11 protein-coding genes are annotated in these 13,361 nt (G+C 40.1%); 1 reads left to right on the forward strand and 10 read right to left on the reverse strand.

Going from position 1 to position 13,361, the window contains the following annotated elements; all coding sequences use genetic code 11:
- Positions 1–4: 4 nt before the first annotated feature.
- The 5 genes from WD048_16670 to WD048_16690 all read right to left on the reverse strand — a co-directional run bounded on the left by WD048_16670 (position 5) and on the right by WD048_16690 (position 7,026).
- Positions 5–2,521 (reverse strand): DEAD/DEAH box helicase family protein, encoded by a 2,517-nt coding sequence (locus tag WD048_16670; GenBank protein MEX0813854.1) that lies wholly within the window; start codon positions 2,519–2,521, stop codon positions 5–7.
- Complete coding sequence (locus tag WD048_16675; protein ID MEX0813855.1) at positions 2,521–4,260, reverse strand: site-specific DNA-methyltransferase; 1,740 nt, start codon at positions 4,258–4,260, stop codon at positions 2,521–2,523. The genes WD048_16670 and WD048_16675 overlap by 1 nt, the downstream gene beginning before the upstream one ends.
- A 1-nt stretch (position 4,261) precedes the next feature.
- The gene (locus WD048_16680; GenBank protein MEX0813856.1) at positions 4,262–4,567 is read right to left on the reverse strand and encodes a helix-turn-helix transcriptional regulator; all 306 of its coding nucleotides are present in this window, start codon (positions 4,565–4,567) and stop codon (positions 4,262–4,264) included.
- 74 nt (positions 4,568–4,641) lie between these two features.
- Entirely contained in the window at positions 4,642–6,279 is a 1,638-nt protein-coding gene (locus tag WD048_16685) for an NAD+ synthase (GenBank protein ID MEX0813857.1), read from the reverse strand.
- 63 nt (positions 6,280–6,342) lie between these two features.
- The gene (locus tag WD048_16690; GenBank protein ID MEX0813858.1) at positions 6,343–7,026 is read right to left on the reverse strand and encodes a porin family protein; all 684 of its coding nucleotides are present in this window, start codon (positions 7,024–7,026) and stop codon (positions 6,343–6,345) included.
- Between the two features lie 32 nt (positions 7,027–7,058).
- Between WD048_16690 and WD048_16695 the strand changes: the two genes are divergently transcribed.
- Complete coding sequence (locus tag WD048_16695; GenBank protein MEX0813859.1) at positions 7,059–8,102, forward strand: hypothetical protein; 1,044 nt, start codon at positions 7,059–7,061, stop codon at positions 8,100–8,102.
- Between the two features lie 22 nt (positions 8,103–8,124).
- Here the strand turns inward: WD048_16695 and WD048_16700 are convergent, their stop codons facing one another.
- The 5 genes from WD048_16700 to WD048_16720 all read right to left on the reverse strand — a co-directional run bounded on the left by WD048_16700 (position 8,125) and on the right by WD048_16720 (position 13,307).
- On the reverse strand, positions 8,125–9,264 hold the full coding sequence (locus WD048_16700; GenBank protein MEX0813860.1) for an ATP-binding protein: 1,140 nt from the start codon (positions 9,262–9,264) through the stop codon (positions 8,125–8,127).
- Positions 9,265–9,440: 176 nt separating this feature from the next.
- Entirely contained in the window at positions 9,441–12,305 is a 2,865-nt protein-coding gene (gene uvrA, locus WD048_16705; GenBank protein MEX0813861.1) for an excinuclease ABC subunit UvrA, read from the reverse strand.
- A 144-nt stretch (positions 12,306–12,449) separates the two neighbouring features.
- The gene (locus WD048_16710; protein MEX0813862.1) at positions 12,450–12,815 is read right to left on the reverse strand and encodes an SxtJ family membrane protein; all 366 of its coding nucleotides are present in this window, start codon (positions 12,813–12,815) and stop codon (positions 12,450–12,452) included.
- A gap of 3 nt (positions 12,816–12,818) precedes the next feature.
- The gene (locus WD048_16715; protein MEX0813863.1) at positions 12,819–12,971 is read right to left on the reverse strand and encodes a DUF5989 family protein; all 153 of its coding nucleotides are present in this window, start codon (positions 12,969–12,971) and stop codon (positions 12,819–12,821) included.
- A gap of 135 nt (positions 12,972–13,106) precedes the next feature.
- Positions 13,107–13,307, reverse strand: a complete 201-nt coding sequence (locus WD048_16720) for a hypothetical protein (protein MEX0813864.1) — start codon at positions 13,305–13,307, stop codon at positions 13,107–13,109.
- Between the last annotated feature and the right edge of the window lie 54 nt (positions 13,308–13,361).

A 13,361-nucleotide genomic window follows, 5' to 3' on the forward strand; every position in this document is an offset into this window, starting at 1 on the left:
GATTTTACTGGAATAATTTATTAACCCTGCTTTTCCACTCATCTTCAAATACCACCTGAAACTCCACTTTCTTGTCAGGAAAGTCAAGATTGAGTTCTTTCCATGTTTTTTTGGCACCCATTTCATTGCACAGGGCAAATACATCCTGTTTGTATTTAGTGTCTTCATTTTTCAAGTGTAGCCCTTTGGTTTCAAGAACATACACGTTTCCATAATCATTTTCATTTTCTTTGTTGATCTCCGATGCAATGAAGTCGGGATAGATTTTATTCTTTTTCCAACCCTGAATGTGATAATCCTGCTTGCTCATGTTTCGGTACCACCACAATAGGTTTTCTTGCTTGTCAAGGTATATTGCTACCGATCTTTCCAGCTCATTTACATTTTCTTCAGGAACATAATCAAACAAGCTTTTCTTTACGGGTGTATTGTCATCCCTTACCAATTGTTTGTTACTTCTAACTTTTATTCTGGGTGGAATTTTGAAACCTCCCTTATCTGTGATAAGGAAAAAGCAGATTTTTTTCTCTTGTACCAATTTTTTAAAAACTTCTTCTGCAAGTCGGTTTCGTTCTTTTTCCAGTACTTTTTTAAGTTCTTCAATAATGAAAACCAAGTTGGCTGAAACAGCATCCTTATCGTAACGGTCTAAAAAGAGTTGCAAAGCTTTCTTCCCTAAGTCATGACCAATCCACGGATTGGGAATAATATCCAGGATTTGCCTTGTTAGGAAAACATCATCAATTTCCAGTTTTCCAGTTTTTTCAAATCGGCCTTTTTCCTTGAGCAGTTCCTGTTCTTCTTCTGAAATGCCGATGATCAATTCCTGTTCCTTTCGCCTGAAATTGGAAAGTGAAACATCTTTTAAAGCATCAAGATTAACGTGGCTCCAATCTATTTCATTAAGGATATCAGCCTCAAAAATAATATCGCGCCAACTGTCTTTTTCCTGTACCACAAACTTGGGCAGGTAAATTTTGCCTTCATATTTTTTGAATGGTTCCCGATAGCGCATTTCCCTTTCAGCCAAAACTGACCCGTTGGCTTCATCACCGCTGTCAAGCGAAATGCGTCCTGCAATATCGCCCAGACCTTCGCTTTCTAAATTACTTTTGATTCCTTTTACAAGCGTAGCGGCATTTTGGCGATAGGTGTACACATAACATTCGTCCAGGTCTTTTACTTTGGTTTTTCGTGCAAATGGCTGGCGAAGAATCCTGCCAATCAACTGTGTAATTCCGGTTTGTGAGCTTGGGTTTGTCAAAATGGTCAAGATGTAGGCAAAAGAGCAGTCCCATCCTTCCTGTAAAGCATATTTGGTTATGATATACCTGATTTCGCAATCATCTGAAAACAGGTCAATGCCTTCAATGTCATTTTTGTCGCTGCTTTTTATGGCAATGTGCTCTTTGGGAACATTGCATTGCTTGATGAGAAATTCCTTAACATCCTCTGAGTGGATGCTTTTTCCTGTTCGCTGGTCTTTTCCTGTGTTTTCTACCTGGATGAGGTTGATGGGGCGAATATAAGCACCGGTGTTCTGCTCATATTCATGTGCTTTCTTTTCAAGCTGCTTCCGCTTTTCCAATGAGCAAAGCATAGTATCTTTCCAATCCAGGCTGGATTTATTGGTCAGGTGAATATCCAATTTGATCATTTCCTCCTCATTCAATTCCCTGCCTGTAATTTCAATCAACTTATTGGTGTTTTTCGGTGGTGTAGCAGACAACTCAATAAGCATTTTCGGGTTGAAATTCCTAATGGTATTGCGGGCATTGTCACTGTATGCTTTATGCCCTTCATCAATAATTACAATGGGTTGCAGCACTTTCAATGTATTTCCCATAGAGGTTTTTAGCGTTCTTCCAAAAGCCTCTCCTTTTTCTCCGAAATAATCAAGGTTGGGGATTTGCTCCAACAGTGCTTCATTGGCATTGAAATTATCCTCTGATGGGAAAAAATCAGTGAAAGCACCAGAATCCTGGAATATTTTTAATGTCTCCTTGTTTTTTCTATTGGCAGAAGGGAGCATAAGCATTAAAACAACCAGGTTTTCTTCTGTATCCAACCTGTTGAAGTGATCTGTTTTTTCCTTAATAAGCGTTTTGCCCCCACTGGAAATATCCAATGTTTGCCTATATGGATGCTCCCTATTGCGAAGGTTAATAAGGGTTTGGCTGTATATCTGGGTAGTGGGCACAATCCACAGTACAAGCCCAGTTTGTTTTTTCAAGTAGGTTTTGTTGACAAGGTCAATGCTGTGGCAAGCCAAAATGGTTTTACCTCCACCAGTAGGTACTTTGATATAAAACTCGGGCAATGGCTCACCAATCCCATTTGTACTTGAATGATAGACTTTACCAATACTCTTTTCCCATGCCTTTCTCGGAAAGTTGTAATCCATTGCCATTTCCGGGTCAAATTCAATGGCTTTCTCATACTTGCCTTTGAACTCGGAAAGGGCCAAAAGGTATTCCCTCAGCCTTTCAATTACTTTCTTTTGGTATTCTTTTAATTCCATTAGCCTTTCATTTTATAAATTTCAAAAGGCAACTGACAAAAATCTATGCGCAATTCCAGCAAGGTATGCGTATCCACAAATTTGGCGGGCGCAAAGACCAGTCGTTTCCTCCCTTCGCTACCGCTACGGGAGGCAGGCTTGCCATTGTGGGCTCCCAATGACCTGGCACGCTCCAAAGTAAGGGCAGTTGATTTCAAGTATTCCAGATCAGGTTTGTAAAACAGGTAAACTTCATAATCCTTGCTGCTGCCGATGAAGTTTGTCTTTTTATCCAGTTGATCTGCATTGAACTCCTCTCCTGTTGCGGTATAAAACAGATAGCGCGCAAAATCCTCATAAGAAGGGAGATTTTCTCCGTGCAGGATGCTTTCCATTTCTATGGGATCGCCCAGTTCAAAATAGCTGAATGTGCCGCCTGTTCCTTCTTTAAAGTTCTTGGACGATGGTACACCTTTGATAACACGCCTTACTCTTTCTGCAGTAATTTCATTGGCATAATCTTCCATTTCCACCAAAATAAACTTGCGATTGCCACCATCTTCCTTGTTCAGGTCTAAAACGGCATGGGCGGTAGTACCAGAACCTGCAAAAGAATCAAGAACGATATCATTTTCATCAAGCACTAAGTCAAAAACCTCGCTCAACACATCTCTACTCTTTGGAAAGTCAAATTGTTTAGAGCCAAGAATTTCCTTTACAGCAGCAGAGGCAGCTCTACCATCACGATAAAAAACAGACCCGAATGGTTCTTTTGTTACGTCCTTAAGGTATGTTTTACGACATGGAACGGTAGATTCATCTGGCCCAAAATGAATTCTTGGTGGATTTTCAGCCAAGGCTTTCTTTGTTCGCTCTTCATCCCATCGCCAACCAGTGGATGGTTTTTTGCATGGCTTCTTTGTGACAGGATGAATTATGTCATATCTCGGTCGATTTTTTCTGCCATCATCTGGTCCAGCAAAATTATCTGGAAAGTATAATCCTCTTTCATCCGAAAAGCTATAGTGTTTATGCCTTCTCTTTTCATCTTCCTTTGGCAAAGAACTATACCAAAATTGCATTTCTTCACGAATCTTATCGTGATCCTCCTTGTACTTTTTCCTTAGCTTGGAATAATAATCTAAAACCTCATCAACACCGTCTTTGAACTTTCGCCAGTTACCTAATTTTAAGTTCTCTTTTTTATTCTTGGTGTAAACGAGAATGTATTCATGGATTCCAGCGATAAGCTTTGCATCACCTCTTTTTGATTTTTGCCAAACAATATCCGCTACGTAATTGTCTTCGCTGAATATTTCGTCCATCAGGCATTTTAGTCTGTGTAATTCATTATCATCAATGGAAATAAAAATAACGCCATCCTCACTTAGTAATTCACGCAACAACTTTAATCTTGGCATCATCATACAGAGCCATTTGTCGTGCCGGGTCAGGTCGTCCTTGTCCACCACTTTGCCCAGCCAATCTTTTATCATAGGGCTGTTAACATTATCATTGTATGCCCATGCTTCATTTCCGGTATTATAGGGCGGATCAATGTATATGCACTTGACCTTTCCGGCATAGTTGGGCAAAAGGGCTTTCAGGGCTTTGAGGTTGTCGCCCTGCACAATCAGGTTGTCGTATAAGGAAACATTGTCCGTCAGGCTCTTTTCCTTTTTTGGCACCAATTGGTGAAATTTCACCGCCAGGTGGTGGTTCTGTACAAATGTTTTTCCTTTGAAATTGAGTGTTGGCATATTAATTCCTTTTCTTTTTATTGTATGTTATTTTCTCTTCTGCCACCTTCAAAGCCTCCTTTGCTAATTTCTCTCCCTCAATTTCATAAACAATCCGGTCGCTCAACCAAGCAATTAGCATTTCTTTTTTATTGGCTCCAAAATATTTTGCCAACTTTTCCACTTGTTCCTTGCTCGGTTTTCGTTGCCCCGTTTCTATCTTGCTCATTATTGCCTGGTCAACTTGAAGGTAAGCTGCCAATACACGCAAGGGGTCTCCTTTTTCTTCCCGCAATCTGCGGATCATTTTACCAACACTTTCTGTCATTGAAAATTTAATTCATGACAAATATTGTCAACAATGGGGAAAAATCAAAAATTAAAAAAGGAAAGTTATAAACATTAAGAGAGATACTTCCCAACCAACGGCATTCTTCTGCCCATACCGAATGCTTTGGGGGAAACCCTTAGAATTGGAGGGGTCTGGAATCTTTTGTACTCGGTGGTATTTACCATTTTCAGCACCCTTTTTACCAATTCTGCATTAAAACCGGCATTTATCAGCTCTTTGGGCCCCTGTCGTTTTTCAATGTACTGAAAAAGCAGCTCGTCCAATATTTTGTAATCGGGCAAAGAATCGCTGTCTTTCTGATCGGGGCGCAATTCGGCAGAGGGTGCTTTTTCTATAATGTTGCGCGGTATGATCTCCTCATCTTCATTGATGAATTCGGCCAGTTCATACACTTCGGTTTTATACACATCGCCCAAAACGGAAAGTCCGCCACACATATCGCCATATAAAGTGCCATAGCCCACAGCAGCCTCACTTTTATTGGAAGTATTGAGCAGGATATTTCCAAATTTATTGGACAGCGCCATCAGCAAAACACCCCTGGTCCGGGCTTGTATGTTTTCTTCTGCCAGGCCAAATTTCAAGCCTTCAAAAAAAGGTTTCAGGACTTTTAGGTAAGTGTCAAATAATTCCTGAATACTGATTTTATCGTACTTTATGTCCAGTCTCTTTACCAGCTCTACTGAATCATTGACCGAATGCTCACTGGAAAAATCCGAAGGCATTAGGACGGCCCAAACATTTTCTTTGCCCAATGCCCTTTCTGCCAATACCAGCGTAAGCGCGGAATCAATACCGCCTGATAGACCAAGGATGGCTTTTTGAAAACCCAGCTTTTTGAAATAATCGCGAATGCCCAAAATCAGCGCATCGTGTATTTTGGAAATTTTTCCCGAATCCGGGAATTCGCCACCACTGCTTTCTGCCAATTTCCCAGTGTCAATTATTTCAAAATCTTCCCTGAACGAAGCCAGTTGCCTTACAATTTTACCTTCTTTATTGCTCACCAGTGAAGTGCCGTCAAAAATCAATTCAGTTTGTGCGCCTACATGATTCACATATATAGCAGGAGTTCCATAGCGTTGATTATTGGCCTTTAAAATTTTCTTTCGCACATCAGCCTGATCATAATCAAAAGGGGAAGCAGAAAGATTGATAATCAAATCAGCCTTTTGGGCATTCATTTCATCGAGCGGACAAGTTATATACATGGGATTTTCATTGCCAATATTCCAAATGTCCTCACAGATACTTACTGCAATTTTTTGCCCTTTAAATTCTAAAAGCTGAAAATCTTTATTGGGCTCAAAATAGCGGTATTCATCAAAAATATCGTAGGTAGGCAAAAGGGTTTTTTTGAAAATCTGTTTAACTTTTCCTTCAGCCAAAAAACAGGCAGCATTAAAAAGCGGTTTGCCGGTACTGGCCGTATTTCTCATCGGAGTACCTACCAATGCAGCAATGGACTGGCAATGCTTGGCAATCTGCTCAATTGCAACAGCACATTTATTTATAAAATCATCAAACTCCAGGAAATCACGAGGTGGATAGCCGCAAATAGCAAGTTCTGAAAAAACAACAAGGTCTGCGCCTTCATTTTTTCCCCGCTCTATTTGCTCGATTATTTTTCTGCTGTTTTCTTCAAAATTACCAATGTGGTAATTCAGTTGCGCCAGAGCAATTTTCATTTATTTTCCCTGTCTTTATTTTGATAAAAATATTCTCAATGGTTATCCCTAATACAGTATTTATTAAAAGATCACCGCTGCTCTCAGCCCCATATTGTTTATGAAAATTTTGTCTTCATCATTGTCTTTAATGATATTTACAAAACCATTATTGTAGAATAGTCCAGCCTGAATCTTAGTTCGGGTGCCCAGAGAATATTCAATACCTGCACCAATATGCAAGCTCATATTGTAGAATTGTGAGCGAATGCCGAGTTCATTGTCTTTTTTGGTAATATTCACAGTTTCGTTAAATTGATATGGATCCGCTCTTTCAGCATCTGCCGAGCCCTTTATCCTGAATTGATTGATTATCCCAAATTCCCCGTAATAAGTGATATAACCCATTTCATTGGTTTTTAGCTTAAGATATAGCGGCAAGTTGATGTAATGCAGGCTCATTTTTACACGAGTATCACCAAGTGTGTCAAGACTGTTGTTTGTATATGTCATGGTGCCTCCCTGCAACATAACGGATAAGCCGGTTGACAAAGCATAGTTTTCGGTAAAATGTATATCTGTCAATACCCCATATTCAATTCCAAATTTTGCCTTATTGCGTTCGATATTACCATTATCGATTCGCAACCAGGAAACGATCGGGTTGGCCATTAAGCCAATACTTACCTTCTGATCCACTCTTGCCTGAACCAATGTAGATACAAAAAGTAATAGTATAATTGCAGTAAGTTTTTTTTGGAATTTCATAACAGCCATTTTTAATTATTCAATCGTAATAAATGTCTTGCACAATTTTAAAATGTAAAAATACGGGTTCATTTTCTATACTTCTACTAATCGCTGTATTATTCACAGCTTGTGATTGGGGGAATACTCCCTACAAGGTTGATGTTACGAATATTCAGGCAGATTTAAAAATCAAACGTTTTGAAAAAGACCTGCGACAAGTTGCTGATACTAACCAATTTTCAGAAAGCCTGAAAATACTTGAAGCAGATTATCCCGTATTTTTTCCTGTATTTAAATCAGAAATTTTTGGTTGGCACAAAGAAAATGACAGTGCTTTTGTGGCCGATTTTCGAGCCTTTGTATTTGATCCATACGTGCAGGAAGTATATGATACGGTAGAGTTTCGGTTTGGTAATTTCTCAAAATATGAAGCAGAATTGCAAAAAGCATTTAAGCACTATAAATATTATTTTCCGGAGCGCGAAATCCCAGAGATTGTCACTTTTGTTTCCAATTTTACTTATGCCTCTTTTACAATTGATAGCAGTGTGCTGGCCATTGGGCTGGATATGTTCTTGGGAGATACATTTAAATACTACAGCAGTATTTTTCCAGAGTACCTTACACAAACGCTAAAGCCCGAATACCTTACTGCCAACTGCATGAATGTAGTGGGCTCTATGGTTTATGATATTTCACCGGAAAACAACGCTTTGCTAAGTGCAATGATCAGTGCCGGGAAAGAATTGCATTTTATAGACCGCATGATGCCTTCGGCTCCCGACTATCAGAAAATTGGATATACTCCCGAACAGACCAAATGGTGCAAGGAAAACGAAGGGCAAATCTGGAATTTTTTTATCGAAAAGGATTTGCTGTTCAATACCAATCAATCTGAAACAAAAAAATTCATGAGCCCTGGGCCTTCTACGCCCGGTATGCCCAAAGATTCGCCTGGAAAAATAGGGGTTTGGACAGGTTGGCAAATTGTAAGAAGTTATGTGCTCAAAAATCCGGAAACCAAGCTGGATGAATTGATGGAGCTGAAACCAGAAGAAATTCTAAGTGGCAGCAGGTATAAGCCGAGGGTTTAGGTTAAAGCTCCCCACGCGGCAATCACCTCCGTTCCAACCAACGCCTCAGAAACACATCATTAACACGGTATTCTAATTTTTCATTAGAGCGCTCATCATCCACTAAACCTTTGGTGACAAGTGCATTGAGGCTTTTGCTTACCGTGGAAACTCCAGAAAGTTGATGTTTGCGCAGGAACTCTTTGGCTGTTGGTTCTACCAATACGTTTTCTTTGGCAATAGCAGTTAATAGCTGGAGCTGATGTTTGGGCAAAAGCTTGATCAATGTATGGAAATAGGCTTCTTTTTCTGTCAGGATTTCCATCAATAACTTTTTAGTTTTCGCCAAGCTCAACTGTTTCTCTGGCAGTGCATAAAGCCGATTGCAAACAAATTGTGTGTAAAAAGTGTGTATGTCCGTCCATTGAAGAATATAATCCAGAACGGTTTCAGAAACTTCTTTTCCTGCTTCTTTCAGATGTTTTTGGATAAATTTTTTATACTTAGCAAGCCCCAGTTTTTTTAAGCCTAAATGCTGGGTGCTTTGGTAAAACGGCCGTTTGGCATCACTGAACATTGGCAGCAGGAGATGTTTTTCGCTACCGGAAAAAATGTAGTTAGCATTTTTTTGTCGCTGAATATGTTTTCTCAGAATTGCTTCGACATTTTTCTCAGGGTAATTGTTAATCTGCTGGAATTCATCAATTGCTATCACAATTTGGTTTTTATGGTTTTCCAAGTATTTGATAACAGCCGCAAGGGAGTGTTCCCTTTCGGGAGCCGTTCCCAACCCCAATTGCACTTCTGGTATGCCAGTATATTCATCTATGGAAAAACTGGCTTTAATGCCTGAAAAAAGCTCTCCAATACGCTTTATGAAATTTTCTTTTTTACTTTCAAGCGCATTGAGCGCAGCCGAGGAAAAGGCATTGATGAAGCCTTCCAGGTCAAGTGTGTCGTGAATATCCACATAAACAGTGGTGACATTTTTGTCCTTTTTTTTCACCTGATGAAAAAAATGATGAATGAGCCCCGTTTTGCCCAATCTTCGAGGTGAATAAAGAACGATATTCCTGCCGTTTTGATAAGCTTCTGTTAATATTGTAATTTCATGTTCACGGTCACAGAAATAATTTGGGTTTGCATAACCGGCTACAATAAAGGGGTTGCTTGGATTTTTCATATTACAAAGCTATGAAAAAATTTCTTGGTTTCACTAAAAGTGAAGCACTAAAGGTGAAATCACGCACAAACACAAATATTCAAGTCCAAACGCTCAGAGAAAAGTAAACAACCTCCGGGCAAGCCTAGAAGCATTCAAATCTCGATTATCGAGTAAATTTAAGTCGGCTTTATAGGTTAAAGCTCACCCTTTAAAAACCTTCCAGTATGGTTGTCGCTTTTTTGAGCCAGTGCTTCAGGAGTGCCTTCAAACAAAATATAGCCGCCTTTGTGTCCGCCCTCTGGGCCGAGATCCACAATATGATCAGCTACTTTTATCACATCCATATTGTGCTCTATCACAATTACGGTATTTCCTTTTTTAACCAGCTTATCCAGCACCTGCAAAAGCAAACGAATGTCTTCAAAATGCAGGCCTGTTGTTGGTTCGTCTAAAATGTACAATGTACTGCCCGAATCTTTCTTGCTCAATTCTGAGGCGAGTTTTACGCGTTGTGCTTCTCCACCCGAAAGCGTAGTGGATGATTGCCCCAGGGTAAGATAACCCAGGCCAACATTTACCAGTGTTTCTAATTTTCTGGAAATAGAAGGAATGGCTTCAAAAAACTCAGCCGATTCGCGAACGGGCATATTTAATACATCGCTGATGGATTTTCCTTTGTAGCGCACTTCAAGCGTTTCTCGATTGTACCTTTTGCCCAGACATTTTTCACATTCCACATGCACATCTGGTAAGAAATTCATTTCAATAACTTTGATTCCGGCACCCTCACAGGTTTCGCATCTACCGCCTTTCACATTAAAGGAAAAGCGCCCGGGTTTGTAGCCCCTGATTTTTGCTTCGGGCAACTGGGCAAAAATATTTCTGATGTCACTAAACACTCCAATATAAGTTGCAGGATTGGAGCGCGGTGTTCTTCCAATGGGCGATTGGTCTATATCGATTACTTTGTCGATCAATTCCAGGCCGTGAAAATCGGTATAGGGCATTGGTTTTTTTCTGGATTTATACAAATGCTGCCGCAAAATGGGATAAAGCGTTTCGTTGATCAGCGTGGATTTACCGCTGCCCGAAACGCCTGTTACTACAGTATATGTAGCGAGCGGAATGCGCAGATCAACGGTTTTAAGGTTGTTTCCCGTGGCACCGAAAAGCTCAATGAATTTCCCATTGCCTTTTCTTCTTTTTTGGGGAACAGGTATGCTTTTCTCTCCTCTCAGGTATTTTGCAGTAAGCGAATTTTTTTCTGCAAATTCTGAAGGAAGTCCTTCAGCTACAATTTCACCACCCAATTTACCGGCTCCCGGTCCAAGATCAATGAGGTAATCTGCTGCCAGCATAATGTCTTTGTCGTGTTCTACAACCAATACGGAATTGCCCATTTCGCAAAGTTGCTTTAGCGAATTAATCAGTCGCTCATTGTCTCTTTGGTGTAAGCCAATACTTGGCTCATCTAAAATATAGCTGATACCAATGAGTTGCGAACCGATCTGTGTAGCAAGGCGAATGCGCTGCGATTCCCCACCTGAAAGCGTGCGGGTAGGCCGGTCGAGATTGAGATAATTCAAACCTACATTCAGCAAAAAGCCCAACCTGCTGCGGATTTCCTTTAGAATTTCCTTTGCTATGACTTTCTGTTTTTCATTCAGTTTTGCTTCCACATTGTTGAACCAGTCAAGCAGGCTTTGTAAATCCATCCGGCTGAGTTCGGCTATATTGGCTCCACCTATTTTAAACTGCAGTGATTCTTTTTTCAAGCGGGTGCCATCACATTCAGGACAATCTATTTTTTCCATAAAACTCTCAGCCCACTTGCGAATTTTGTCAGAAGAGGAATTGTGATAACTGTGCTTCAACAAAGGAACGACACCCTCAAAAGCATCGGTGTATTTTCGTTCCCAGCGACTCAGTTTGGTGTCTTCTGAATATTGGGGTTTGAAATTTCCGTACAAAAGCAATTCAAGTGCCTTTTGCGGCAATTCTTCTATCGGGACAGACAGGCTGAAATCGTATTTCTTGGCCAATGAGCGCACCTGTTTAAAAATATTATTTTCCCGTACCTCACCAAGTGGAGCGATTGCTCCTTGATTGATGCTCTTTTTATAATCAGGGATAATAGCATTCATATCTATTTCACTAATTACCCCCAGTCCTTTGCAATGCGGACAAGCCCCATAAGGACTGTTGAAGGAAAAAGAATTGGGGGAGGGTTCTTCATAAGCAATACCTGTTTCCGAACACATCAGGTTTTTGCTGTATTGTTTGATTTCGTTGCTTTCATAATCCAGCACCATCAACATTCCCTCGCCCATTTTCAGCCCCTTTTCTATAGCATTGTTAATCCGTTCTTCATATTCTGGCTGAATTAAAAGCCGATCTACTACTGCCTCTATATCGTGAATTTTGTAGCGGTCGATCTGCATATTGGGCAATAGATCTTCAATCTCTCCATCTATTCTTACTTTTAGAAACCCTTGTTTTCTAAGACGTTCAAACAATTCGCGGTAATGTCCTTTGCGTCCTTTTACCAAAGGTGCAAGCACTATGATTTTTTTATCCTTATAATGCTCCAGCAGTTGCGCTTTTATTTGCTCTTCACTAAAGCGTATCATTTCATTGCCCGTAGCCATGGAATAAGCTATACCTGCCCGGGCATAGAGTAGGCGCATAAAATCATAAATCTCGGTGATGGTGCCAACCGTTGAGCGCGGGTTTTTATTGGTGGTTTTTTGCTCTATGGAAATAACAGGGCTCAATCCAGTGATCTTATCTACATCGGGACGCTCCATGCTTCCGAGAAATTGCCTGGCATAACTGGAAAAACTTTCAATATATCTGCGCTGGCCTTCGGCAAAAATAGTATCGAAAGCCAATGATGATTTTCCGCTTCCGCTAATGCCGGTAATTACAACAAACTGATTGCGGGGAATGTGCACATCAATATTTTTCAAATTGTGCACACGGGTTCCATAAACATGGAGGTATTGCTTTTCCTGTTCGCTTATCTGAGGAAGAATTTTAGTGCTGGTACTCTTATTCATAAAGATTTGCAAAAATAAGGGAAATGAAGCGCATTTCTTAGCAATGATTTTTTTGCTTAAATGTTTAGCACAGATTCAAATTGTGCTTTTCAACCAATTTGAGGCAATAAAAATTAGCAGGAAATCAGGGATAAGGAAGAAATTTTAAAAAGGCCTTTCAAAATCCTTTTTTACAAAAGATTTATTGCGCTTAATATAGTAAGAACCTTCCCCTTCCAGCTTTTTGAGCTGTAGAGGGTTCTTTTTGCTCAAGCGATAAAAGAAAGCCAAGGGCGTGAGCATCAGGTAAAAAATTACGGTGAGAATAATCCGGGAATTGACCCAACCTACTTTTTGCCCGATAAACATCCAGGCGGACACGATTTTCTCAGCCCAACTTTGCCGGATGATACCGACCAAACCCAGCAAGGCAGCAAATAAATTGAGCCAGAAAAACTCAAAAAACCACCCCAGCAAACTAAAGCCGATAAGAATAACCAGTAAACTGCTGTAGGTTTTTTTTGCAGTCAAAGCTTAAAACAATGTATAGACAAATGGCGCAGCAGCCGATCCGCCACCAACTACCAATAGCAGGCCAACCAGCAATAAGGTAAGTATGATGGGCAAAAGCCACCATTTTTTGCGCTCTTTTAGGAAATCCCAGAATTCAGATAAAAACTCAATCATGCGATGAAATTATTTAAAAAAAGGGAAAGCGAGAATTTTATTTGAAATTATCTAAAGTTGTTGTTAAATGTTCTTGAAAATGGGGAAGGGTTACAAAGTTGGGGGCGCACGGCCGTGCGTCCCCAACTTTGTAATCTACTCTTTTCTCAAAATCATAGTTGATCTTCCAATATTTTCTCCAATTACAGCTTCAATTTTATATCCGAGATCATACCATTTAGCCAGTTCTTCCTTTATCCTTATTGTATTGAGGGCTAATGTTTCTGGCTTGTCGTAAAATACATTTTTCAACTCTATTGTTTCAATGGAATTGTCAGGCTTGGTTACTAACATCATATTTAGTGTCTGGTCGAAAAGCACCATAAATCTAAGATTCCATTAATTTTTCAA

The organism is Chitinophagales bacterium (genome assembly GCA_040877935.1).
GTDB lineage: Bacteria > Bacteroidota > Bacteroidia > Chitinophagales > CAIOSU01 > JBBDNB01.

Bases quoted from the DNA above. Each gene is read 5' to 3' on its own strand.
- uvrA (MEX0813861.1), bottom strand. From the start codon at position 12,305: ATGAATAAGAGTACCAGCACTAAAATTCTTCCTCAGATAAGCGAACAG.
- WD048_16700 (MEX0813860.1), bottom strand. From the start codon at position 9,264: ATGAAAAATCCAAGCAACCCCTTTATTGTAGCCGGTTATGCAAACCCA.
- WD048_16720 (MEX0813864.1), bottom strand. From the start codon at position 13,307: ATGATGTTAGTAACCAAGCCTGACAATTCCATTGAAACAATAGAGTTG.
- WD048_16715 (MEX0813863.1), bottom strand. From the start codon at position 12,971: ATGATTGAGTTTTTATCTGAATTCTGGGATTTCCTAAAAGAGCGCAAA.
- WD048_16685 (MEX0813857.1), bottom strand. From the start codon at position 6,279: ATGAAAATTGCTCTGGCGCAACTGAATTACCACATTGGTAATTTTGAA.
- WD048_16680 (MEX0813856.1), bottom strand. From the start codon at position 4,567: ATGACAGAAAGTGTTGGTAAAATGATCCGCAGATTGCGGGAAGAAAAA.
- WD048_16695 (MEX0813859.1), top strand. From the start codon at position 7,059: ATGTCTTGCACAATTTTAAAATGTAAAAATACGGGTTCATTTTCTATA.
- WD048_16675 (MEX0813855.1), bottom strand. From the start codon at position 4,260: ATGCCAACACTCAATTTCAAAGGAAAAACATTTGTACAGAACCACCAC.
- WD048_16690 (MEX0813858.1), bottom strand. From the start codon at position 7,026: ATGAAATTCCAAAAAAAACTTACTGCAATTATACTATTACTTTTTGTA.
- WD048_16670 (MEX0813854.1), bottom strand. From the start codon at position 2,521: ATGGAATTAAAAGAATACCAAAAGAAAGTAATTGAAAGGCTGAGGGAA.